The sequence below is a fragment of the Candidatus Microthrix parvicella Bio17-1 genome (assembly GCF_000299415.1).
Lineage (GTDB): Bacteria > Actinomycetota > Acidimicrobiia > Acidimicrobiales > Microtrichaceae > Microthrix > Microthrix parvicella.
The window spans coordinates 25,058-49,174 of sequence record NZ_AMPG01000008.1 but is presented as its reverse complement, the minus strand read 5'-3'; the positions used below and the strand labels follow the sequence as shown (position 1 = coordinate 49,174).

The following is a 24,117-nucleotide window of genomic DNA, read 5'->3' as shown; positions in this document are numbered from 1 at the left end:
TCACGAATCCTTGTCGCTGGGGCCAATGTGCCTATCGAATGCCACGATCGACTCACTCAAGGCCGTCAATAGCGGATCGACATCGCGGGTGGCGGTCCGGTCGTAGCCAGCATGGATCGCCAGGGCCGTCTTCTTCGAGGCCGCTACCTCGTCGACTCGCACCTTCTGCGCAATCTCGGCCTCGGTGCGGCCGTCTAGGTATTCATCGACGATTCGGGCCATCGACGCCTCTCCATGGTCGGCCACCCGACGGCGACCGCGGGCAAGCACCACCAACCGCTGGCTGAGGGGAATCGAGAACCCATCGTCGGCGGCCGAGCCCTTTCGCACCCGCAGGCGGATCGGCTTCTGTGGTGTCGAGGCTGTGACTTGGTCAATGTCACCCAACAGGCGCTGCAGATCGCGACCGGGTCGATCGACTTGCTGTTCTGGGGTCAGCCCGCCCCAAAAGTCGATCGCTGACTCCGGAGCGATTACCTCAATCTGGAGGTACTGAGTGACGTCGCCGACCATCACCACCACGCACCCCTGGCTGGGGTCAAGCTGCACCAGGGTCGGCACACCCAGCTTGATGGGTTGGCCGTTGCAGGACACCACGGCGCCATCAACAGGGCCCTCGGATGTGATGGTCAGCACGCCGGTGAGGTGAGTGCCGTCGGCTCGCGACGCCTCGTCGATGACCATCGACGGCACCAGAGTAGGCAGTTTTGCAATCTCCACTGCCGGAACACGGGGTGGAGGAGGTGTGGTTTCGCCCGGATACTCAATGGAGTCGAGCCCTTCGACGATGTCGAGAGCCTGGTAGGAGCGCAGCTCTCGGCGCAGCATCATCTCTCGGTTCTTGCCCAAGAGCCCTGGTCCCGTGCAGTTTGCCGACCCGCTCAGCACCAGTGCCGACCCGTCGACTTTTGTGAGGGCAACGAGTTTGGCGTGAACCCGGCCCGAGTTGGCACCGTCGTCGTCCACTTCGGGGATGGCATGGACACGCACCGATGCGCCTGTCGCTCGCAGGCCCGCCAGCAGTCCGGTCGAGAGACGCAGCACGCCGCCGCCCGCAGCGGCCGTCGCCCGGGTGCCCTCGAACCCGGTGTGGATTCGCACCTCGGTGCCCGGACCGCACCAGGGTGCAAGCGCCTTGGCTGCCAGAACGTCGCTGTCTCCGGCGAACGCAGGGGAGACCACGTCGATCGACGTCGCAGGTGGCTCAGCCGCATGGGGCTCGGCCAACATGGCTCGCTGCTCAACCAAAGACGACACCAGCACGCCCGTCGGCTTCATGGCGCCCAAACCAGAGGCGAGCGCTTCCAGGCTCCTGGTCAGGTGCGGTAGATCGGGCAACGAACCGGCGAGCGCACGCAACTCGTTCAGTAGGTCGACCCCGAGAAACTCACCCGACCCTCTGCTCCGCTCGTCCCAGTTGATCACTTCAAGATTCGAGTTCAGCCCGCTGCGCGTGAGGTTGCCCGACCCGATCAGCACCCGCGTCTTCGTTCGAGTTCCCCGCTCGGCCCGATACTGGAGGAGCGCTGCCTTCGCGTGTTGGCGGCGACCGGTGACGGCGCACTGATGTGCCCACGGCATCACCGGACCGCCGGCGAACCGGTCGGCAGCATGGAGGACGACCAGCCCGGGCGCGCCAGGCGCCACTGCGGCCCGGGTCTCCTGTATCCGACGCGCTCCGCTGGTAATCACCCCGGTCAGCGCTGGCGCGACGAGATCACAGAGGACTGGCCAGCTCAGATCGTGCGTGAGCCATACCCCGGCGTAGAACCCGAATCCTTCGGGCGGCCCGACCAGGTCGAGCACGTTGGTCGGCTCAGCGATTGACACGTGGAGACACCCCCTCGTCGAATAGAGCGCTGAGTGAGCCCAACGTGAAGTCGGGAAGCACGTACTGGTTGGCAGTCGGAAGTTCCGACCCAGGCTCCCAAGCAGTCGCGCCGCGCATCCTGGCTCGCTCCTGATGGAACTGCAGCACTGCCGCATCCAACCCATCCGCTGCGCTCAAGAGCCGGCGATACAGCCGCGAGATTTCCGGCTCGTGAGCGCCCAGTTCCCAGATCGGTAGCGCCAGCACCGTCTGCTGTATCTCGGGGGGACCCCCAGTAGTGACCCACTGACGAAGTGGAAACTCGAGTTGGTCGATGGCATCCACCAGTGCACGTGCTTGTTCAAGAGCACCGGCCTGTGCGGCGGTGAGCGAGGCAGCATCAATGGCATCGAGATCGAGCACTCCGTTGTTGCGGTCGTATTCGCTGCGCAACCTGCTGATCGGTCGATCGTGGAACCCGTCGTAGGCCTCCATGCCAGCGGACAGTGCTTCAATCTCGGCACGAGAAGGCTGAGGGTCGGCACCGATTGCTGCAAGCACTCGGTGCGACGAAACCGAATCCTGACGGGCCCAGTGGCCGGCTCTGGTCCCTGCGAACGCCGCTGATCTGAAGGCCGCTGCCAGGTCCTTGCCCTCGGAAGTCAGCCGAACGTCGAGAAGTCGAGTGCGTCGCCCAGTCGCACCCTTGACCAGCCCGAACGCAGCCGCTGCTCGCCGGTAGGTAGCAAGAGTTCCGGCAGGAAACGGCCTAGCGAGCAACGGTCGATCGAGAGGGTACTCACCCGTTACCCCCGCCCCCATCAGCAGACGCTTGGCGCGTCGCTTCCCGGCTACACCGGCCTCGTCTCCGTGGTGGTACACCGATGCTGCCACCCACAGGCGTTCCAAGTGCTGGAACGTTCGTTGAGCTTCAGCCTCGGTTTTGGTGGCTGCAGCCAGGTGGGCTCCAAGGCACAGCATCGAGAAGCCTCTGGTCTGAAACGTTGCCTGCGTCAGCCCGGGTACCAACTGCCGTGCGAGCCGGTTGGCGTAGGAGCGAAGTCCGAGTGGGTCTCCACCGTCGCGCTCACCAGGCCGATCATCGGCGAGCGGAGCGGTCCAGGCAGTCTTCAGCGCCATGTGAGTGCGCCCATGAGCTAGCCCAGACTTTTCAGTAGTTCGGGGGTGTGAGGGGCCCGTTTTCCGCGGAAATGCCTTCCTGGTCTGGAATACTGGGTGTTGAAGTCCATCCAGTGTCCAGGCACAGAAAGGCATGTCCATGGTGAAGCGTAGCTGCGCCCGTCCGAACCTGAAATACGCCCCCACTGGCAAGGGGGTCGTCAACCACGCCGGGGCCAGGCTGCTGGCCGATGTGGCCGAGGGGGTCGGACTGACCGATGCGCTCTCCGACGCCATGGCGGTGACCCGCCGACGCAAGGGCGGCCATGACCGGGGCAAGGTCCTCACCGATCTGGCAGTCATGCTGGCCGACGACGGCAAGTCGATCTCCGACCTGTGCACGTTGCGGGACCAGCCCCGCCTCTTCGGTGAGGTCGCATCGACCCCGACCGCATGGCGGACCTTGGAGGCCGTGGACGGATCGGTGATCGATCGGATCAACGAAGCCCGCGCCACAGCACGAGCGAGGGCATGGGCTGCCGGCGCGGACCCGGGGTTCTATGTGATCGACATCGACGCCACCCTCGTCGGTGCGCACTCGGAGAAGGAAGACGCCAAACCGACTTACAAGCGTGGGTTCGGGTTCCATCCGCTGATGGCCTACCTCGATGCGACCGGCGAGGCGTTGGCCGGGATGCTGCGTCCTGGGAACGCCGGGTCGAACACCGCAGCCGATCACATCACCGTTCTCGATGACGCGTTGTTCCAGTTGCCGGTCGACCCGACCGAGACCGAGGTGATCATGCGGGCCGATTCGGCCGGGTGCACCCACGAGTTCCTCAAGACGTGCAGACAGCGTGATGTCCGCTTCGTGGTCGGCCACGAACTCAACATCGGTATCGCCAAAGTCCTCGTTTCGATCCCGGAGGACGATTGGATCCAGGCGGTCACCTCCGACGGCACCACCGAACGCGACCACGCGGTGGTCTGTGAGGTGACCGACAAGGTCGACCTGTCGGCCTGGCCCGACGGGACCCGGATGATCGCCCGACGCGAACCGTGTCACCCCGGCGCCCAGCTCACGTTCACCGACGAGGAAGGCCACCGGTTCCAGGTGTGTGTCACCGACCTGGCCGACACCGACATCTCCTACCTCGAAGCGCTTTACCGTGGCCGTGGCCGTGTCGAACAGACCATCGCGGACGCGAAGGACACCGGCCTGGCGAACCTCCCGTCGGCGTCGTTCGCGATCAACCAGGCGTGGGTGACCGTCATGTTGTGCGCCCAGGACATCATCGCCTGGACCCAACTGCTGTGTCTCGACGGTGAACTCGCCGGCGCCCAGCCGAAACGGCTCCGCTACTGCCTGTTCCACACCGCCGGGGTCATCAGCCGGAACAGCCGCCAGAACACCGTCAACCTCTCCGACAGCTGGCGATGGACCGACCAGCTCATCGACGCGTTCGACCGGGCCCACAAGATCCGGACCCTCACCTGAACAGGCCGCTGAGCCCTGCCGCCCTCAGCACCCCCCACACCGTCCCCGCCGGCACACAACACCCACCACCCCACGAGCCCTGCCCCGACGCGCCCCACCACCCGCTGACCGACGTTCAACTAGCCAGGATGGGCGCCGTCGAGCCCTCACCAGCGGTCAGCACCCACCCCACCCAACAACTGAAAGGTCTGGGCTAGTGGTCGCCTCGGATCCAACCAAGAAGCAGGCCGGCTGCTCCCCCCAACAAAGCCCCGAGAGTGACAAGTCGAAGTACCTCATCGAGAGGCCAACCCTTGTCTCGGCCAAACAGCACGGCCAGACCGAGGAGTGCGCCCAAAAGACCCCCAGCTATCGACAAGATGCCGATCCTGTCAGCCCATGATCTGCCCACACCCCTCGGAAGCATTGCTGTTCGGACTGCCTCATCGCCCGCTGGAGGTGTCTCGCCGTTGGTGTTCGTGTTCCTGTTCTCGATATTAATGCTGATATCCCGGCATTGCCCTCTGGGACCTGCCGGGTTGCTGACTACCCCTTTGTGCACTCCGTATAGGAGGTCTCCCGCCCGGTACTTGCCAGCACCGCCCTCCGGGCGAATCATCTCATCGGGACTGTCCTTATTAACAATTTCAAGCAGGTGCTGGTATCCGACGTCAGATACCGGGTTATCCGGCAACGGCACGCGCTCCTTTGGATCAGCCTCAGGGAGCCGCTTGTGCACAGCTTCAAAGAGGCTGCGAACGACAGCAAGCGCTTCGCGCCGGTGACCATCGCCTGCAACGGCGACATCGATTGTCTTAGCCTCGCGGTCGGCGGTGATGAGTATCGGGCACCCGATGATCTCCAAGGTGCATCCGAATCGCCACCGGCTTGGGTCAGGTCCGAAATGCTCATGGGCAACCACGAGGAAGGTCGGAATCAGGCTCTGGCGATACTCGGGGTACCTGTATCGAAAGCGAAGCGAGTCCTTCTCCCAGCCCTTGGCAACTGCAGGGGTCGCAGAAGGAAGCGCCTCGGCCAGCAGGTATTGCGGAGGCTCATCCGACCCAGGCAAGCGGAATGCGAGCGTGAACTCTGGACGCTGGATCATGCCGATGATGTAGTCGATCCGATCCTGTCCATAAGAAGCGGGATCTACGTTGTCTCGTCTAAGTAGGACCTTCATCATGATGTCGCGATCAAAAACGCCATCCCGCTCTCGGAGTTCGCTATCGGCCAGCAGGGCGTAAATCGCCGTCGTGAGCCAGTTGGGATCCAACAGCGTGAGCCCATCAAGGGACCTCGTCTCGTCGGTAAGCCCATGCGCCACGAGTCCGCCCATTTGATGCAGCATTCGTAGCAAACCACGTTGACTGTCCGGGTTGTCAACGCGAGCGTCGGGATGATCGGCGCTGGCGCAGATGGTGACGAACTCCGAGGCTGCCATGACCTCTTGGTCAGCAGCGCGTTTGCGAATCTCGTCCCTAACTCGCACCCAGCTTGGAGGCACCGGAGTCTGTACCGACTTCAGGCGCGAATCAGTCCGAAGGAGCTCGACAATCTGGTCTCTCACCGCACAAATGGTCTCGTTAGGGCCATCAAATCCGGTCGGAAGGTCCTCTTGTCTTTTGCAGGAAACAGCGAAAACCTCGTCAATCTCAGGGAAGTCTTCCCGAAGTCGGTCGAAGTCGATGTTGTGCGCCCCGTCATCGCACTTGTTGACGACGACGATCACCGGTGAGTGCGGAGCTCGTGCTTTGACCACGTTCAGCCACGACCTCACTACGCGGTCGTCCTCATCCCTGCTGTCATGAACGATGAGCGAAATACAGCGCTCGGTGAGGAAGTATTGGTGAGTTTGCTGGAGGATGACCTGCCCGCCGAAGTCCCAGACATTCAGCCGGACCTCAGCCTGGCCGGGTCCTGATGGAATGGTCCACCTTGGGTTCCAAACTCGATGTTCAACTCCGGGAGTCTTCGACTCTGTCGGGTCACACGCGACATGGTTGATTAGGGCGTTGAGCAACGAAGTCTTGCCGACCGCCCCGTCACCCAACACCACCAACTTCGCCTCCCCAAACGGCACCCCGCCCCTGAACTGGGCCTCTCGTAACTCAGAACGTGTGGCCAGTATGGCCTGGGCATCTACCGAATCCACAAGCTCAGGCATACCCAGATGTTCCAGTCCAGGGTTGCCCGATAGATCAAGCGTCCTGAGCCACCCGTGGGAAACCTCTCCAAGTGCGTCCAGGAGACCAGATATGCCACGCTCCTCGATATTGTTGTGAGCCAGGTTGAGGCCTGTCAGGTGGAAACATCGGTTGGCGATGGCGATAGCGCCCTCGCCGCCGATTGAGTTGTGGGTAAGATTCAGACCGATGAGGCTCGGGAGTTGAGCGGCGATCGCTATGGCGCCACGAGAACAAATTCGGTTGTGTCCGAGGTCCAACCTATTTAGCAAGGTCAAGTTTCCGATCACAGCAATACCGCCATCGCCAATACGGTTGGCTCTCAACTCGAGACGACGAAGATTCGGGAGCGCCCTCGTGATGGCTAAACAGCCATCGTCATCGATGCTGTTGAAAGACAAGTTAAGTACCGTCAGATTGACCAGATGCCGAGCGATCGCTCCAGCGCCTTCATCGTCGATTAGGTTGTTTGCGAGGTCGAGATGCGTGATTTGCGGGGCGCCCTCGGCGATCGCTCTGGCGCCTTCGTTCCCAATGCTGTTGCTCCACAGACCAAGTGTTTTGAGGTTGGTCAACTTTCGAGCTAGCGATTCAGCGCCCGCTTGGTGAACGCGAGCTTCACCAAGTTCAAGACACATTAGCTGTGGCAACCCCTCTGCGATGGCCGTAGCGCCCTGAGTCCGGATGGGGTTGCGGCTGAGGTTAAGCGAGGTGAGGTTGCGGAGATTGTTGGCAATTGCTACGGCACCATCGGTTCGGATGTGGTTATCGCCTAAGTTGAGATCCGCAAGCTGGACCAGTCGCTCTGCGATTACCGTGGCGCCGTCATCGCCGAGACTGTTGTCTTGAAGGTTGAGGTTCGCCAGCGCGGGGAAGGCTCGGGCGATTGATCCTGCCCCCTGACGGCCGATGTCATTACCTGCAAGATCAAGTTCATTCAGATCAGTGAGGTGTCTGGCGAGTGCGACGGCACCTTCATCACCGATATCATTGTGGCCCAGATTGACAGACAGAAGAGAGCCAACCCGCTTAGCAATAGCGACCGCTCCATCAGTGCCGAGATAGTTGTACTCCAAGTTGAGATGAGAGAGGCCCCCTCCCTCGAACGCCAAGACACCGGTCTTTCCGATGCGGTTGTTGCCCAGATTAAGGTCGATAAGCCCACGAAGGTTCCTGGCGATTTCGATAGCACCATCATCACCGATCCCGCTGCCATACAGGTTGAGGGCAGCGAGACCAGTCAGGCCCCTTGCGACGGCAGCAGCCCCCTGGTCGCCTACGTTGCAGTAGGAAAGCGTGAGGCTGGAGAGGCTTCGAAGGCGTTTGGCAATTGTTAACACACCAGCATCAGTTATAAAGGTGCTCCACATATTGAGAGAAGAGAGCCCCGGGAGCGTTTCCGCGATAGCGTCGACGTCCAATTGGTTCAGGGCCATATTTCCGAAACCAAGTCGGTCTAAGTTTGGAAGCGTCCACATAACCGTTTCAAACCCTTTCGTCACCGCCTCTACTATCTTATGGCGCGGAAACGAGCGCCAAATCTCGCTGAGCGAGACGCTCAGAACACTCGGATCCAACAGCTCAGAGGCACCTCGTCCGCCATCAAAAAAGCCCATGTTTCGGGAGAACGTTACTTTTCGCAAATGGGTTGAAGAAAGAATGGCTAGGAGTTCATCAAATGACGCTGGTATGAATGGCGAACGCTCTCCCATCTCACCCACGGTTGATACCGCCGTTTACAGTGGAAAGGTCGAAGACTTGGAGGACTTCGTCGCCATAGTCGTTGATGACCTTCACCGCGATGCGGCCGGTTGAGGGTTTCGGAAACGGGCGGCTCTCGGTTCGGTAGAGGCCAGCCCAGACTTCCTCGTCGATCTCGGCCTTCAACGCCCGTTTCAGCTTCTTGTACGGATCCTGCCCACCCGTGAAGTAGGCGTGCCGTACGTAGAAGCTCTCGCCGTCGTAATCGCTGTCGATCATCCACAGCGCAATCTGATCGGTGTCTCGACTGCGGACCTCGCCGGTGCTTGGGTCGTACACGTCGACCCCGTGGAGGGTGACGGTGAGCTGGTTGTCTGCCTCGACGATCTCGATGTCGGGTTCGCCGAACACCGTGAAGAGGTTGCCCGCACCTGTCTTCTTCAGCTCCTCGCCCATCACCAGGTCGGCATTCATGCGGACTAAGAGGACGGGCACCCGACCCATCTGGCGCTGGTCGGCCACGCTGGCGAAGTCGTCCGTGTCGAGATCAGTTTCCACATTGGCGCCGTCAACGCTCGTGCCAAGGACATTCGGGTCGAATGCGAACGCCAGGATGCACAGCAGATCAATGTCGCCTGCCTGGATCGCCTCTCTAGCGGCATCCTTTACCCACCGGGCACTCACCGTGCCGTACTGCGGGCCCAGCGAAATGCCGACCTTGGTCGGCGGCGCCGCGGCGCCGTCTTGCTCGCTGTCGGCGGTGGAACTGTCGCCTTCGGTGGCGCCGGCGGGGTTGGGCGCTGAGTCGGCGGCTTCGGGGGCGGCGGAGGTGGGTGCTTTTCGAATTCCAACGGCGTTGATCCACTCGCCAGCGTAGGGCTCTACTGATTCGAGCTCGATGCGTTCTTGGCGCTGGCCGTTCTGGATACCGGCCTCGGCCAGGTTGTCGAGGATGGTCTGGGTGAAGTCGGCACCTGTGACGTCGTCCTCGCCTGCCTGTTCGGCAGCGGGCTTCACGTCGGCCTCGTCGGGGCCACCGGCGAACGCGAGCGACCGGTGGGGCGACAGGCTCTCGACCGTGAACGGGCCGGTCACCCGCACCTTGTTGTTGCTCTCGTACGGCTTGTCGTAGAGCAGTTCGAAATCCGCATGTCGCTTGATGGCAGAATCGATCTCGGAGCGGCTCATACCCTCGACGATGTCGGGATTGTTGGCGATGGACTTCAGCGTGACGTGCTGGACACGCTCGTAGACGAACCCGTGGCGGATGTCGTCTGTTGGATGGCTGTCTGGAAGCGCCGTGCCGGTGACCTGGCCTTCTTTCAGCCGACCCTCGGCTGAGTCTGCCAACAAGTAGTAGGGGAACTTGGCGCCCATCAACCGCTGACGCGCCAAGGCAAGTGCGACTCGGGAGGTGTCGATGGTGATCCAACGGCGACCCCATTGCTCGGCGACGTTCGCTGTTGTGCCGGAGCCGCACGTCGGGTCCAGCACCAAGTCGCCCGGATCGGTGCACATGTGCATGCACCTCTCAATTGCCCGCCTTGCCGTTTGGACCACGTAGATCTTCGGATCAGCTCTGCTTTGAATTCCGCCGATGTCATTCCACGAGTTCGAAATGCCGAATGCAGGGAAGTCGTCAAGGAATCTGACGTACGCCAGGGTTTTTCCGGTGACGGCTAGCCGTGACGCCAGTCGGAGCCGGTTCATGCCTTGTTCGTTTGTCTTCCAGCGGGACTGGATGCCAGGCGTGAACGTCTGGCCCTCAAGCTCAACCTCGAACCACGACGCTGCTCCGAGACCTTTGGCCCGCCCTTGGCTCTGACTCGTGAGGTTGTCATGTCGGAAAGGTCGGGCCGTCGAGGCCTCCTCAGGTTGGACCTTTCCAAGGGACATGCGGGTACCGCCCGGGAGCTCGGCCTGGTCGTATTTGCTGGCCCCAGCTCCACCAAGCTGCTTGTTCATCAAGACCGAGCGATACTTCGCCGACGGACGATGCTTGGCGAACCAGACTATGAAATCAGTCGTGCCAGGTAGCAGGTCAGCCGTCGCACTCGATGTCGTCGAGTAGGTGATGAGCGAGACGAAGTTCTCTGAACCGAAGACCTCGTCCATCAGACTTCTCACCAGGTGCACGTTCTCATCGCCGATCTGAACGAAGCAGCTGCCGCTCTCGGTCAGGAGATCTCGGGCGACGAGGAGGCGATCCCGCAAATACGCCAAGTAGCTGTTGATGCCCAGCTCCCAGGTGTCCCGGAACGCCTTGATCTGCTCCACCTGGCGGCTGGCGTCGGTGACCTTGCCATCCTTGACGTCCCGCTTACGGGCCGAGACCTGCCAGTTGGACCCGAACTTGATGCCGTAGGGCGGGTCGACGTAGATCATCTGCACCTTGCCGCGCAGGCGCTCGCGCTCGGCCAGGCTGGCCATCACGTTGAGCGAGTCGCCCAGGATCATGCGGTTGGACCAGTTGGCGTCGTGACGGTAGAAGTCGACGGCGTCCAGCTCATCGAGGCCATCGAAGGTGTCGAACAGCGTCAGCTCGGGTTCTGGCTCATTGGCGGCTGCGGTGCGGCGCAGGTTCTCGACGAGTACGCGGGGGTCGACCTTCTCCTGGATGTAGATGGGCGGTGCATCACCTTCGAGGACGTCGGCCTCGAAGTCTTTGCCCTTCCAGACCAGTTGCGGATCGAGGCTGTGGTCGCGATCCCAGCGCACCTTGCGGGGCGCCTCCACGTCGGGCGCCACAAACTCTTGGGCGTCGGCGGTGGGGATGTTGGTGCGCTTGTCGTCGTAGGTGGTGGCCACGACGGGCTTGGGGCCGGAGGGCTGCTTCTTGCGGGGTGGCACGCTGGGCTCCTCAGAGGGCGGCGGGTTTGAGAGTGTTGCTGTGAGCGTCGGGTTGGCGGGGCCTTGCCGCCAGCTGCTTGGCGTTGGGGCGCGCTTGGGCCAACTGATCGAGGGCGGCGTTGATCTCGGTCGAGGCCTTCGCTATGTCGTTGACCTGGAGGTAGGCCCAGATGCCCCAACCGCCGTGGTTGTTGACCGCCACGCACCACTGGTCGCGAGCCGTGGTGGCCTTGGCCATGGTGGGGCCGGGGCTCTTCTGACCGCCGGACACCTCGATAATGAGGGTGCGGGTCACCCCGTCGTCCTGCCGGGTCATGCGGACGAGGAAGTCGGGGATGTAGCGGTGGCTCTTACCCTGGTGCACGTACGGGACCTCGAAGCCAAGGCGGTCGTTCTTGGCGTAGCTGTGTACGTCGCGGTGGCGTTCGAGGATGCCCGCCACCGACTCCTCCCACGAGTTGCCCTTGGGGCCGTCGAGCACCACGGCGTTCAGCTGGCTGCGGGCGGCCTCAACGGTCACCTTGCGGGTGGAGAAGTGAATGTCGGATGTGGAACCGACCGGCCGGTGCTGTTCGAAGGTCGGCAAGAGCACCGGGTCGCGTTCGGCTGCGGACCGCAGGAGCTGGCCATAGAGCTTTTCGGCAGCAGCGTTGAGGCTTTGGCTGGGCAGCAGGTGGCCGATGGACACGCCATCGTCCAGCGTGACGCACTCGTCGATCCAGCGCTGGGCGATACGAACCAACTGCGGGAACAACCACGGACGGTTGGCCTTGGTGATGTCGTCGTCGAGCTCGCCATCGCTTTCGTCCGTGGCTGGCACATCGAGGCCAAAGGTGCCACTGGAGAACTTCTGCACCAGCACCGCAGCCAACTCGAAGGCCACACGCTGGGGGCGGGCCTTGCGGTACTCCTCGTTGTCGATCTCCTCCTCGACCCCGGCGATGCCGGCGTTCTGCACCCAGGTGGCAAGCTCGCTTTGGCCCACGGTGAGTAGCGCCTCGTCGTCGAAATCCTCGAACACCCACTGCTCGGGCAGCTCCACGCGGTAGCCCTGCAGGCGGGGAAAGACGATCTCCAAGTCCTCACGGCCAGGAACCGAGTACACCTCGTTGGCCAGCGCGCTGGGCTTGGGGTTGGGTGTGGCCCGATCGGATGGGATGAAGGCAAAGGGCACGCCGTACACGTCGGCATACTCGGGCTCGAAGCGGCCCTGTTCGTTGACGGCGTAGCTGCGGCGGCGCAGGCCACGGCCCACCACCTGCTCGCACAGCAGCTGGCTGCGGAAAGCCCGGACGCCCAGGATGTGGCTGACCGTGTTGGCATCCCAGCCCTCGGTGAGCATCGACACCGACACCACGCAGCGGATCTGCTCGCCCAGCTTGCCGGCCTTGCCGACGGTGTTCATCACCTCGCGCATGAGGTCTTCGTCGGTCAGCTTGGACACATCCGCGCCGGGGTTGCGCTTGCGGTACTCGTTCTTGAACGCCGCCAGCTCGGTGGCCGCAGCGGCCTTGAACTCGGGTTTGAACGTGTCCCCCGACTCAAGGGCCGCCGAATCGATCAGTACCGTGCGGGGCCGGTCCAGCCACTCGCCGTCGACCACGTTGGACAACAACGGCAACCTGCCGGGTCGGGCCGTTGACGTGCCGTTGTCCTCGGGCACGTCCAGGCCGGCAATCCACTCGAACACCAGCTTGGACACCGTGGTGTTGGGGCACACCACGATCATCACCGGCGGTGGCTCGCCGGCCGACGCCAGCGTGGCCTCCCACGTCTGGAAGCGGTTGGCATAGCTGCGATACAGGCTGTCGAGCGCGCCCTCCAGCACGATCGGTGGTACCCAGTCCTCGGGATGCTCACCTTTGGGAAGCTTCTTGGGCAGCTCCTTGCCGATGTGCTCCCACAGGTTGAGGTAGGTGGGCTTGTCGCCGACTGCGTCGTCGTCCACCGGCATGCGGGGCACCTTGACGATGCCCGACTCGATCGAGTCCATCAGCGAGAAGTCGCTGACCACCCAGGGGAAGATGTAGCCCTCCGGGTAGCCGGAACCGGACAGGTAGTACGGGGTGGCCGACAGGTCGAACACCGACTTGATGCCCACCTTGGCGTCAATGGCCTGAAGGCCCTTGAACCACACGCCGGCGTTCTCGTTGCGTGTCTTGTCCTCGCGGTCCGGGCGCTCCACAGCGGGATCCTGAACGGCCTCCGCGGCGAGCGACTGGTAGCAGTGGTGCGCCTCGTCGTTGAACACGACCACCTCGCCCGAGCCCCGCCCGCTAAAGCTGCGCAACACCCGGCTGACCATGTCGGCCTCGGTTTCGCGGAACGGGTCGGTGTTCTTGCCGGCCAGCAGCAGCTTGCGGGTGTTGGCCGCCACCCCCTTGATCTCCTTGGCGTCACGCAGAAGAAAGGTGTGGTAGTTGGTGACGTGAATCTGCGCCTCAAGCATCAGGGGCCACAGCTCGGAGGGCACCAGATCGCGCTGGTCGTAGTAGTTGACGTCCTCGGAGGGCTGCAGCACCCGCAGACGGTCGCGGATGGTGATGCCGGGCGTGACGATGAGGAACCGGTTGGCGAAGCGGATGTCGCGAGGCGTGGCCGACTTGTTGATGGTCTGCCAGGCGATCAGCATGCCCATGACGATGGTCTTGCCCGAACCGGTGGCCATCTTGAGGGCGGTGCGATTGAGGCCGCCGTTGTGGGTGGCATTGTGCTCGTTCAAGCGGCTGCGGATCTCTGGCTCGCCGTGGCGGCCCGCCACCTCGGCCAGATAGATCGCCGTCTCGGCGGCCTCCCGCTGGCAGAACAGCATCGGCTCCTCGCGGCGCCCGTCGGTGCCCGCCCAGTACTCCAGCAGCTTGCGGCTCATCGGCGTCACCCACGGGTAGCTGCGGTTGCGCCACAGCTCCACCCGCTGGCGGATGTCGTTGATCAGCGAGTTCTGCTCGCGACGCTCGCCGGTGACGTCGAAGTCGATCTGGGTCTGGGCTGTGTCTTGCTTGCGGCCCTTCCGGGAGGGCGGCACGGGGATGAACGACTCGCTGGGTCGTCGACCGGTCAGCACCTTGCCAGTGGGACCGTTGGGGCCAAGCTCGAAGTGGGCCTCTGGCGGGGTGTAGGGCGAGTTGAGGATGGGATTACCCAGCGACGCCTCGGTCGGTTCATCGGTCACTGACGCCCCCTCCCCTCGGTGCGTGATGAGCGCTCAAAGACTATGCGACCGGGCTCGGCCGCCTCCGTGCCGGAATGCGTTCGGTCTTATCGGCCGCCGAGGCGGTCAGCCATGGGGATCGCAGCCGGCGCCGTATGAGCAGCCGTCCCAGCATGTCGTGCCAATCTCACGTTGCGTCACCTTGGACACGCCGGTATTGGCCTGAGCGGTGCTCACCGGAACAGGGCTTGGCCGACAACAAGGCCGCTGGGCATCGCCACGAAGAGTGCGATTGCCCAACGGGTCAGACCTGTCTGCTTCTTGTCGATCTCCGTGGGAATGGCGTCCACCTTGATGTCGAGGGAGTCGAACTTGGTGTCGACGACGCCGCGGAACAAGTCGACGCCTCCCCAGGGTCGTCAACGCGAGCGCCTTCGACGTCGCCCACACCACAGCGTTGCCCATCAGGTCGGGCCAACCAACGAAAGTCTGAGTTCGAGCCGGTTTGAGTAACCCAAGTGTGCCGGAGGTGATGGACTGTGGCCACCGGGTCGGACAAGTAGGGGAGCGAGTGGAGAGATGTTGCATCGACGCTTGAAGGTGACGGCCGCCGTGGCCGGTGTTGCCCTGCTGGTCGCAGCCTGCGGAGGCGGTCAGGGTGGCTCGGCCAAGGGGAGTGCGGACGCTGCCGACGAGGGCACACCGCAAGCTGGCGGCAGCGTCATCTACGGGATCGAAAACGAGTCCAACGGTGGCTGGTGCCTGCCCGAGTCGCAGCTGGCCATCTCGGGCATCCAGGTGGCCCGGGCCATCTACGACACGCTGATGGTGCCGGCGCAGTCCGGCGAGATGATGCCGTTCCTGGCCACGTCGGTGACTCCCAACGACACGTTCGATCGTTGGACGATCAAGTTGCGCAAGGGCGTGAAGTTTCACGACGGCACCGACCTGACCGCCGAGGTGGTGAAGAACAACCTGGACGCCTACCGGGGGGAATATGAGGGGCGTTCTGCGACGTTGTTCTCGTTTGTGTTCGACAACGTCGACACCGTGAAGGCCACCGACCCGTTGACGGTGACGGTCACCACCAAAACGCCGTGGCCGTCGTTTCCCAACTTCCTGTTCTTCGAGGGGCGCATTGGGATCATGGGTCAATCGCAGTTGGACGACGCCACCAACTGCGACAAGGCCCTGGTGGGTACCGGGCCGTTTCGGAAAAAGGAATGGAAGCTCAACAACCGGTTCGTCGCCGAGAAGAACGCGGACTACTGGCAGACCGATGCCGATGGCACCCGGCTGCCCTACCTGGACGAGATCACGTTCGTCTCCATGCTGAACGACGGCGACTCGGTGGAGTCGTTGCAGATGGGGCGCTACGACCTGATGCACACCAGCACGGGGGAAGACCTGGAACGCGTCGAGGCGCTGGCGGACGCCGGCACGATCAACGTGTTGTCCACCTCGGACTTCGCCGACGTGACATACGTGATGTTCAACGAATCGAAGCCGCCGTTCGACAACATGGACGCCAGGCTGGCGGTGAGCCAGGCCATCGACCGCGACGAGTTCGTCAAGCTGCGCACCGCCGGTCGCCAGCCGGTGGCCTCCGGGCCGTTCGCTCCGGGCAGCATCGGCTACCTCAAAAACTCGGGCTTCCCCGCCTACAACCTCGACGAGGCGAAACAGCATGTGGCGGCCTACGAACGCGAGACGGGCAAGCAGCTTGGCTTTACGATGCTCCACGGCGGCGACCCCGGCTCGCTCACCAGCATGGAGTTGGTGCAGAGCCAACTGGCCGAGGTTGGCATCGACATGAAGCTGACGCCCGCAGACCAGGCCGCCCTGATCGACCAGGTGATCGCCGGGGGGTTTGATGCGGTGTTCTGGCGCAATCACCCGGGCGGTGACCCCGATGGCCAGTTCGTCTGGTGGCGTTCGGATTCGCCGGTGAACTTCGGGCGGTATCAGGACCCCACCATCGACCGGTTGCTCGCCGCAGGCCGGGCCGAGCCCGATGCGGCCAAGCGGAAGACCATCTACGAGGACCTCAACCGTCGCTTCGCTCAGCAGGCGCACAATGTGTGGCTGATGTGGAGCGCATGGGCGGTGTCGTCACAACCCAAGGTGCACGGCATCCTCGGCCCGGCCATCGATGGCGAGCCGCCGTTTGAGGGTCTGGCCGTTGGGCATCCGGTCAGCGGGCTGTGGGTGGAGCAGTAGTTGGAGGGCTTGGTCGAGTGGTTGAAAGCCCAGCATGCAAAGGAGCGGTGGCTGCTGCGGTCTCGAGAGCCGGATTACACGCCGTTCTTGTGCACCTTGTCGACCGCGATGCGCAGGATGACCCGCTCGGTGCCGATGGGGTTGGCGTAGTCGGCGCCGGTGAACTTTTGGGCCAGTTCGTCGATGCCGGCTCGAGCCTCGTCGCCGGTGACCGTCTCGGCCACCCGGCCTCGGGCCTCGACGTAGCGATACGGGTTGGTGGCATCGAACACCGTGACCGTCACCCGGGGGTCGACCGTGATGTTGGCGAACTTCTGACGGCCCGTCTCGGTGTTGATGATCACGTGATCGTCGTCGGCGTGCACCCACATCAGCTGCGTCTGAGGTTGGCCGTCGGGCATCAGCGTGGTGAGGGCCGCGAAGTTCTTTGCCTGAGCCATGGTCTTGAGGTCTGCGTCGATGGTCATCGTTCCAAGGTACCCACGTTGTCGGCGCCGTGATGGGCGCAACCTTGGGAGTGTCGAGGGTTCCGGTGGCGGTCGTCGTGGGTGGTGTGTCGATGCTCACGCGATCCGTCGGGTAGGTGTCGAAGGTCTCCACCTGAGTACAATCGTCAACCGTCTCCAAAACCGGTGGCAGGAGTCTCTACTCCGTGCTGCCCAGCAGGGTTCCGACTTGAGCAGACAGCACCCAACCCCCTTGTTTCGCCGGAGGGTGAACCGATGGCAATGAACCGTGAACAGAAGCGTGCAATGCAGCGCGCCGGACAGGTTGACGCCGAGGGTGCGCCAGTTGCCCGCGACCGTCGTCAGCCCGCCAAGACCGCTCGGAAAGAGGAACGCACCTCGCCGACGCAGTTCTTCAAGGAGGTTCGCAGCGAGCTGCGAAAGGTGGCGTGGCCCACCCGCGAAGAACTCACCCGCTACTCCATTATTGTGTTCGTGGCCATCGTGGCACTCACCATGTTTGTGACCGCCCTCGACTGGGTGTTCCTGAAGTTTGTGCAGGACTTCCTGTTTGACAGCGGAGTCGACCCCACCCCGGCGGGTGCCCCGGCAGGCCTGATCTCTGCGGGCGTCACCCTGTTCACCGGTGGTTAGGCCACCATTTCATCGCTACGACCAGCGTCCGCATTGAATTCGCCGGAGACGCCCACCTCGATCCCCAGCCAGGACAACACATGACCAACATCGAGCCCAGCAACGACACCGAGGACGCCACCGAGGTGGCCGCCGAGGACCCGTCGGCAGACGAAGCCGTGACCGACGAGGTTGCTGCGGACGCCGTGACGGACGAAGCCGACGAGGGCACCGGCGACGAGCCCGAGGCCACCGCCGAGCCTGAGACGGCCGCTGAGCCAGAGGCAACCGACGAAGCCGAGGCCACCGAAGCGTCCGACGCCGGGCCGGAGGTTCTCGACGAGGACGCCCTGCTCGAAGAGGGCGCCGCTGCGGTCGAGCCGGAGGAGATCAGCCCGTTCAAGAAGCCGGGCAAGTGGTACGTGCTGCACACGCAGTCGGGCTATGAGAACAAGGTGAAGCACAACCTCGAGGCCCGTGCCCACTCCATGAACATGGAGGAGCGCATCTACGAGGTGGTCATCCCCATGGAGGACGTCACCGAGATTCGTCAGGGCAAGAAGGTGGTGGTGCCCAAGAAGATGTTCCCGGGCTATCTGCTGGTTCGCACCCGCCTCAACGACGACGCCTGGTACGTGGTGCGCAACACCCCCGGGGTCACCGGCTTTGTCGGCGCCGGCAACAAGCCGTCCCCGTTGCCTCGCAAAGAGGTGGAGAAGTTCCTCACCGTGAAGAAGGACGGCGACGAGGCCTCGGCCAAGCGAAGCCGCCCCCGCATGGAATACGAGATCAACGAAACGGTACGGGTAAAGCAGGGCCCGTTTGCAGATTTCTCCGGCGAAATCGCAGAAATCAACGCCGACCAACTGAAGCTGAAGGTGCTGGTGAACATCTTCGGACGAGAGACCCCGGTGGAACTGGAGTTCTCCCAGGTGGCCAAGCTGTAACGCTCACCTTGCCGTGTGAGCTGTTTGCAGCACACACTGGTTGTTTGTGCCCACGTCGCCCCGGACCCCAACCGGGCGAAGATCCACCCCCATACCTGTCGAGTCGCACACCGTCGTCAGCCCCACACGAGAGAGCACATCATGGCAAAGAAAAAGGTCTCGGCCGTCGTCAAGATCCAGATCCCGGCCGGTCAGGCATCCCCTGCGCCCCCCGTTGGTACCGCCCTGGGCCCCCACGGCATCGCCATCATGGATTTCACGAAGGCCTACAACGCCCAAACTGAGAACCAGCGCGGCACCATCGTGCCCGTCGAGATCACCATCTACGAGGATCGTTCGTTCACGTTCGTTCTGAAGACACCGCCCGCGTCGGTGCTCATCCGTGCGGCAGCCGGGCTAGAGAAGGGCTCTCAACTGCCTGGACGTGGCGCCGTGGGCGAGGTCACCGAGGCCCAGTTGGCCGAGATCGCCACCACCAAGATGCCCGACCTGAACACCGACGACCTGGAGCAGGCCAAGCAGCAGGTGGCCGGCACCGCCCGCTCGATGGGCATCCGGGTGTTGTGGGAGGACGAGGCCGGCGACGAGTTGGCCCCCCTGGTGGATGCCGACGAGATGGCCGCCATGGTGGACGCCAACGAGGCACTTCACGCCGAGGAGGCCCCCGCAGCCGAGGCACCAGCCGAGGCATCCGACGCTGACGCCGGCGGCGAAGGCGACGACAGCTGATTTGGCGGCGCTTCGGCGCCGCCCCCCATTCGATCCTGCGGGGAGTACCTCGCCCCGGGACGAACAGCAACACCATCACATTCAACACACGAGAGGGAGCCATCATGGCGAAAGGCAAAAAGTACCGCGACGCTGCACGGCGTTACGACCCCGAACTGCAGCACGGCCCGCGCGAGGCGCTTGAGCTGGTGAAGTCGCTGGCGTCGAAGAACTTCGATGAGAGCGTCGACCTGGTGTGTCGTCTCGGGGTCGACCCCCGAAAGGCCGACCAGATGGTGCGCGGCACCGTGACCCTGCCCTCGGGCAGCGGCAAGAACGTGCGCGTTGCCGTGTTTGCAGAAGGCGAGCAGGCCGAGGCCGCACGCGCCGCCGGCGCCGACTTTGTTGGCGGCAGCGACCTGGCCGAACAGATCCAAGGCGGCATGATGGACTTTGACCTCACCATCGCCACCCCCGACATGATGCCCACCGTGGGCAAGCTGGGCCGGGTGCTGGGTCCTCGTGGGTTGATGCCCAACCCGAAGACCGGCACGGTGACCCCCGACGTGGCCAAGGCCGTCGGCGAGTTCAAGGGTGGCAAGGTGGAGTACCGCACCGACCGCTACGGCAACGTGGCGGTGCCCGTCGGCAAGGTGAGCTTTGAGCCCGACGCGCTGGACGCCAACCTGGCCGCCGTCATGGGCGAGATCATGCGGGCCAAGCCGTCGGCGTCCAAGGGCAAGTACCTGAAGAAGGTGTCGCTGTCCTCCACCATGGGCCCCGCTGTCCGTGTCGACGCCGGCGCCTACGACTCCAAGTAGGCGGGTCCGCTAGGCTCTCGTCTTCGAGATCACATCGCCAAAGACCTTCGGTGGACAAACCGGCTCCGGCCGGCAACTCCTCAATGAGCCTCGGCTCGCCGAAATAGGCGGACTCCTCAGATCTGGTGACGCCCTCGGGTGCCGCCTCTCTTGTACGGGTGTCCGCTTGCGGGCACCCGTTTCGCGTCTCCGACGTGGTTCGGGTGGCGATCTCCACCCACAACCAACCGGGCTTCGAGCCCACCAATATGAAGAGAGGAGGTGTGAGTGCATGACAGATGACCCCACAGAACTTGCAGCCGAGGCCGACGCCAAGGAACCCAGGGCCGACAAAGTGGCCGTGGTGACCGAGGTGAAGGAGCGGATGAGCAACGCCGAGGCGGTGATTCTCACCGAGTACCGCGGATTGACGGTCAAGGAACTGCAAAGCCTTCGGGCTTCGCTGACCGAGGCCGGCGCCGTGTACAAGGTGTACAAGAACACGCTGGTGCGTCGCGCAGCCGACGAACTCGACTGGGACCTGGCCGAACTGTTGGTCGGACCGACCGCCATGGCCTTCGTGGCCACCGACGTCGGTTCTGCCGCCAAGGCGCTCACCGACTTCGCCAAGACCCAGCCACTGCTGGTACTCAAGGGCGGAGTGATGGGCGGCGACGTCCTGGACGCCGGCGCCGTCAAGGAACTGGCTGACCTGCCCACCGGTCCGGAGATCTACTCCAAGCTGGCCGGCGGCATTGCTGGAACGGCCCGCGGTCTTGCCGCAGGCATTCACGGAACCCATCGTTCCCTGGCCTACGTGCTGCAGGCGGCGATCGACGGCGGAGCATTCGCCGACGCCGACGCCGGCGCTGCGAGCGAGCCGGTGGCCGATGAGGCACCTGCCGACGAGGCACCCGCTGACGAGGCACCAGCCGAGTCCACACCAGAGGAGGCGTCCGCCTCCGACACGTCCGAGGCACCCGCCGACGATGCAACCACTGAAGAACCCCCCGCCGCGGCGGAAAGCACTGAGGAGAGCTGAACATGAGCAAAGTTGACGACATCCTGGAAGAGATCTCGGGTTTGACCCTGGTCGAGGCCTACGAACTGGTCAAGGCCATCGAGGACAAGTTTGAGGTGACCGCAGCCGCTCCCGTGGCCGCCGTGGCCGCCGCTGCCGGTCCCGGCGCAGAGGCCGAGGAAGAGAAGGACGACTTCGACGTCGTGCTCACCGGCGCTGGCGACAAGAAGATCCAGGTCATCAAAGAGGTGCGTGGGCTGACCAGCCTGGGCCTCAAGGAGGCCAAGGATCTGGTTGAGGCCGCACCGAAGGCCGTCCTCGAGGGCGTGCCCAAGGACGAGGCCGAGAAGGCCAAGGAGGCCCTCGAGGCCGCCGGCGCCACCGTCGAGATCAAATAGTCAATTCGCTTGACGGCTCAGCGATGAGCCGTCAAGCGAAGTGCAATGTGATCACCGCCTCCCCGCATGCTGCGGGGAGGCGGTGTCGCGTCCAGCCCGACGACGCGCCACGCCAGCGCGCCGAGCGCTGCCAGGTAGATCACAAGCAGCAGTGGGAACGTGAGCGGGGGAGACCACCGGGCGTTGCTCAGGAGTTGCCACCACGTTTGCGGGTCGCCACCCTTGGCGCCGTGATGGCGTGCCGCCGAGAGGAACGCGGCGGCATGCACCGCCGTGAACAGGCCGAGGGCGAGGCCGACGGCACCATCGCCGGCACGTCGCGTGTGGAGGAACGCCGCCACGTTCCACGGAGCGCCGCGACCTGCAGCCTGCCGATCGTCGGGGGTGTCGGCGCGAGCTGACGCCGGACGATCCACCGGGTTGGTGCACGTGGCGAGGAGGAACGCACCCAGCAGCACCGGCAACGCGTAGCGGCCCTGCCAGAAGAAGCCGATGGGTGGTAGCGACAAACCCTCGGCGGTAACCGACAGGGCGAGGCCCGCCACCAGCGTGGCGAGCGAGATGACGATGGTCTTGGCCGATGAGCGCCAGAGGCCAACCGCAAACACGCCGAGCAACGCAGCGACCCACACCCAGGCTGCGAGTGGCGGGATGGCGCTGTCGTTCTGGCCAAACACGCCGATCGACTGGCGAATGTAGAACGGCAGGTACCCAATGGCGGTGGCGACGCCCGACCCGGGCCGTTCGGGCGGGGCGTAGGTCTGCTGGACAAACCACAGCCACCATCCGGCGATCAGGAGCGCAGCAGCCCCTCCGGCGGCCCACGCTCGCAGATCCCGACGCCGCACTAGAGCAAAAACCTTCGTCTTCCCGCCGAGCACGGCCAGCACGGCCAGAATGCCGACGGCGAACAGTGGCCCCAGGCCGCGGGCAAGGACGAGCACCACCATCGACACACCGAAGCGGGCGACCTCGCGCCCGGAGGGCTGCGAATCGGCCTGGGTCAAGAGCATGCCGGTGGTCCATGCGCCGATCGCCGCAGCGATCTCCACCGAGCTGGGATTGGTGGAGGCGGCCAGGTACAACACCATGGGCGTGACGCACCCGAACAACGCCACCGATGCCAGGCGTCGTCGAGCGGCCGCCATGGTGGATACCGCAGCCGAGGCCAACAGTGCGGTGGTCATGACGATGCCGACCAGGCGCATCAGGTATGTGCCGCTCACGCCCGTGTCGATCAGCGACGGGAGGCCGACCACCGCCCAGTAGAACGGCTGACCTCGGTACTGGCCGGTCTCGGTGGTCGTGAGCTTCGACGACGACCGGTAGGGGGGGCAGTCCTGGGCAACGACTGCGAACCCTCGTTGCGGCGACTCGGGCACCGGCGCCCCGACGAAACACAACGCAGAGTCGCCCCCGGCCACGTAGGTGTCGGGTACATCCACCTCGATCATCTGAAACGTGCCGGAGCCAACGACGTTGCCCCGCAACTGGCCGCGGGCCAGCGCCGCGGCACGCCGAGCCTGAAACACCTCGTCGGGTCCGGTCAACGGGGGTGTGGCCAACATCCAGGCGACGCCTGCCAGCGTGAGCAGGCCGAAGAGCCGCCACCACGTCGCCCGCCGGGCGAGCCCGCTGTCGTTGCTGGCTGTGTTCGACACGGGCGTGGTGACTCCGAAGGGGCGGCGGGACCCAAAGCCGGGGCAGGGTTGTCGACGGCGGCGGTGGCATCGGCCGGGCCGCTGTGAACTACCGTAATCGGGCCCATCCGTCGTCGACCGTGAGCGGTGCAGAAGTAGTGAAACTCGCCGCCGTTCGCTCGGCAATCGCCACCTACCGAGGCGCCCCTCCCGTAACCAGGGCGTTTGTCGCTGCCCGTTTTGTGGTGGCGCCGGTGGGCCCACTGGAAGCCGAACTGGCCGGTCGGAGCGGCCGGGTGCTGTCGCTGGGCAGCGGCCTCTGCATGCTGGAGCGGTATCTGGCCGTGCAGAACCCCAACCTGGAATTCGTCGGCATCGACCTGGACGAGGACAAGGTGGCCCTCATCGCCGAAACCCGGCACCGCAGCCCACGGGTCACCCTTCGGCTGGGTGACGCCACGGCCATCGACGAGCCGGCGATGTACGACACGGTGCTGATCTGCGATGCGCTGCATCACTTCCCAGCCGAGATGCACGCTCGGGTGGCCCAGTCGGTGGCGGCGGCGCTGGTGCCCGACGGCCGGGTCATCGTGAAGGACCTCGACGTGGCTCCTCGCTGGAAATACCACTGGAATCGGGTACACGACCGGCTGGTGGCCGGACCCGAACCGATCTACTGCCGTCCCATCGACGAGATGGCAGAGGTGTTCGAATCGGCCGGTCTGGTGGTTGAGGCGAAGCGCCGACTGGACCATGCGGCTGCGCCGTACGCCCACTACCTCATCACGTTGCGACGTCCGACGGACCCTGAGGGAACCGACGGTGTGGCAGAAACCGTTGACGACACGGCCTGAACTTCCTATCCTGCTCCGCAAGGTCAGCGAATTGTGAGCGGATCTGAGAGTTTTGGCGGCAGCGCCTTGTCTGCCACCTGCGCGTGCCCCTAGACTCACTTAGCCGTGCCAGCGCCCGTCCTTCCCCCTGGATCCAGTACCAGGGTCGTTGCGCGT

Annotated in this window: 16 protein-coding genes and 1 pseudogene; 9 read left to right on the top strand and 8 right to left on the bottom strand. The window is 64.0% G+C overall.

The features are described 5' to 3' along the window. The gene (locus MPARV_RS0119320) at positions 1-1,830 is read right to left on the bottom strand and encodes a phospholipase D-like domain-containing protein (RefSeq protein ID WP_020379421.1); all 1,830 of its coding nucleotides are present in this window, start codon (positions 1,828-1,830) and stop codon (positions 1-3) included. Next, positions 1,817-2,950, bottom strand: a complete 1,134-nt coding sequence (locus MPARV_RS0119315) for a hypothetical protein (protein ID WP_020379420.1) — start codon at positions 2,948-2,950, stop codon at positions 1,817-1,819. The genes MPARV_RS0119320 and MPARV_RS0119315 overlap by 14 nt, the downstream gene beginning before the upstream one ends. Before the next feature lie 142 nt (positions 2,951-3,092). Between MPARV_RS0119315 and MPARV_RS0119310 the strand changes: the two genes are divergently transcribed. Next, positions 3,093-4,427 carry an IS1380 family transposase gene (locus tag MPARV_RS0119310; RefSeq protein WP_040055776.1) on the top strand — a complete coding sequence of 445 codons (1,335 nt, stop codon included), beginning with the start codon at positions 3,093-3,095 and terminating at the stop codon, positions 4,425-4,427. 193 nt (positions 4,428-4,620) lie between these two features. On the opposite strand, the gene MPARV_RS0119305 is transcribed toward MPARV_RS0119310, so the two are convergent. The 4 genes from MPARV_RS0119305 to MPARV_RS25040 form a co-directional block, all read right to left on the bottom strand. Continuing rightward, complete coding sequence (locus tag MPARV_RS0119305; protein ID WP_020379418.1) at positions 4,621-8,208, bottom strand: COR domain-containing protein; 3,588 nt, start codon at positions 8,206-8,208, stop codon at positions 4,621-4,623. A 97-nt stretch (positions 8,209-8,305) separates the two neighbouring features. Then, complete coding sequence (locus MPARV_RS0119300) at positions 8,306-11,143, bottom strand: site-specific DNA-methyltransferase (RefSeq protein ID WP_031279418.1); 2,838 nt, start codon at positions 11,141-11,143, stop codon at positions 8,306-8,308. Between the two features lie 10 nt (positions 11,144-11,153). After that, complete coding sequence (locus MPARV_RS0119295) at positions 11,154-14,315, bottom strand: BPTD_3080 family restriction endonuclease (protein WP_020379416.1); 3,162 nt, start codon at positions 14,313-14,315, stop codon at positions 11,154-11,156. A 212-nt stretch (positions 14,316-14,527) separates the two neighbouring features. Then, positions 14,528-14,692, bottom strand: coding sequence for a hypothetical protein (locus MPARV_RS25040; protein WP_020379415.1), 165 nt, complete (start codon positions 14,690-14,692; stop codon positions 14,528-14,530). Between the two features lie 181 nt (positions 14,693-14,873). Here MPARV_RS25040 and MPARV_RS0119285 point away from each other — a divergent pair, with 181 nt between their 5' ends. Next, positions 14,874-16,514 (top strand): ABC transporter substrate-binding protein, encoded by a 1,641-nt coding sequence (locus MPARV_RS0119285; RefSeq protein WP_031279416.1) that lies wholly within the window; start codon positions 14,874-14,876, stop codon positions 16,512-16,514. A gap of 74 nt (positions 16,515-16,588) precedes the next feature. On the opposite strand, the gene MPARV_RS0119280 is transcribed toward MPARV_RS0119285, so the two are convergent. Continuing rightward, complete coding sequence (locus MPARV_RS0119280; protein ID WP_012227916.1) at positions 16,589-16,981, bottom strand: PPOX class F420-dependent oxidoreductase; 393 nt, start codon at positions 16,979-16,981, stop codon at positions 16,589-16,591. A gap of 255 nt (positions 16,982-17,236) precedes the next feature. On the opposite strand from MPARV_RS0119280, the gene secE reads away from it, so the two are divergent. The 6 genes and pseudogenes from secE to rplL all read left to right on the top strand — a co-directional run bounded on the left by secE (position 17,237) and on the right by rplL (position 21,467). Further along, entirely contained in the window at positions 17,237-17,614 is a 378-nt protein-coding gene (secE, locus tag MPARV_RS23220) for a preprotein translocase subunit SecE (protein WP_012227918.1), read from the top strand. An 80-nt stretch (positions 17,615-17,694) separates the two neighbouring features. Further along, on the top strand, positions 17,695-18,540 hold the full coding sequence (nusG, locus tag MPARV_RS0119265; protein ID WP_012227920.1) for a transcription termination/antitermination protein NusG: 846 nt from the start codon (positions 17,695-17,697) through the stop codon (positions 18,538-18,540). 141 nt (positions 18,541-18,681) lie between these two features. Then, positions 18,682-19,101, top strand: a pseudogene (gene rplK / locus MPARV_RS21770) (50S ribosomal protein L11); the annotation flags it as partial. Between the two features lie 272 nt (positions 19,102-19,373). Next, positions 19,374-20,069 (top strand): 50S ribosomal protein L1, encoded by a 696-nt coding sequence (gene rplA / locus MPARV_RS0119255; RefSeq protein ID WP_012227926.1) that lies wholly within the window; start codon positions 19,374-19,376, stop codon positions 20,067-20,069. A gap of 271 nt (positions 20,070-20,340) precedes the next feature. Beyond that, positions 20,341-21,090 (top strand): 50S ribosomal protein L10, encoded by a 750-nt coding sequence (gene rplJ / locus MPARV_RS23215; RefSeq protein ID WP_020379411.1) that lies wholly within the window; start codon positions 20,341-20,343, stop codon positions 21,088-21,090. 2 nt (positions 21,091-21,092) lie between these two features. Continuing rightward, a complete protein-coding gene (gene rplL / locus MPARV_RS0119245; protein ID WP_020379410.1) occupies positions 21,093-21,467 on the top strand; it encodes a 50S ribosomal protein L7/L12 in 375 nt (124 codons plus the stop codon). A gap of 17 nt (positions 21,468-21,484) precedes the next feature. Here the strand turns inward: rplL and MPARV_RS0119240 are convergent, their stop codons facing one another. Further along, positions 21,485-23,128, bottom strand: coding sequence for a DUF2142 domain-containing protein (locus MPARV_RS0119240; protein WP_020379409.1), 1,644 nt, complete (start codon positions 23,126-23,128; stop codon positions 21,485-21,487). Positions 23,129-23,247: 119 nt separating this feature from the next. On the opposite strand from MPARV_RS0119240, the gene MPARV_RS0119235 reads away from it, so the two are divergent. Further along, on the top strand, positions 23,248-23,961 hold the full coding sequence (locus tag MPARV_RS0119235; protein WP_157789742.1) for a class I SAM-dependent methyltransferase: 714 nt from the start codon (positions 23,248-23,250) through the stop codon (positions 23,959-23,961). The last annotated feature ends 156 nt before the right edge of the window (positions 23,962-24,117 follow it).

What these genes read in the sequence shown, in the direction of transcription:
- MPARV_RS0119315 (WP_020379420.1), bottom strand. Translation starts at nt 2,950, where the DNA reads ATGGCGCTGAAGACTGCCTGGACCGCTCCGCTCGCCGATGATCGGCCT.
- MPARV_RS0119305 (WP_020379418.1), bottom strand. Translation starts at nt 8,208, where the DNA reads ATGGGCTTTTTTGATGGCGGACGAGGTGCCTCTGAGCTGTTGGATCCG.
- MPARV_RS0119285 (WP_031279416.1), top strand. Translation starts at nt 14,874, where the DNA reads ATGTTGCATCGACGCTTGAAGGTGACGGCCGCCGTGGCCGGTGTTGCC.
- MPARV_RS0119280 (WP_012227916.1), bottom strand. Translation starts at nt 16,981, where the DNA reads ATGACCATCGACGCAGACCTCAAGACCATGGCTCAGGCAAAGAACTTC.
- secE (WP_012227918.1), top strand. Translation starts at nt 17,237, where the DNA reads ATGGCAATGAACCGTGAACAGAAGCGTGCAATGCAGCGCGCCGGACAG.
- nusG (WP_012227920.1), top strand. Translation starts at nt 17,695, where the DNA reads ATGACCAACATCGAGCCCAGCAACGACACCGAGGACGCCACCGAGGTG.
- rplA (WP_012227926.1), top strand. Translation starts at nt 19,374, where the DNA reads ATGGCGAAAGGCAAAAAGTACCGCGACGCTGCACGGCGTTACGACCCC.
- rplJ (WP_020379411.1), top strand. Translation starts at nt 20,341, where the DNA reads ATGACAGATGACCCCACAGAACTTGCAGCCGAGGCCGACGCCAAGGAA.
- rplL (WP_020379410.1), top strand. Translation starts at nt 21,093, where the DNA reads ATGAGCAAAGTTGACGACATCCTGGAAGAGATCTCGGGTTTGACCCTG.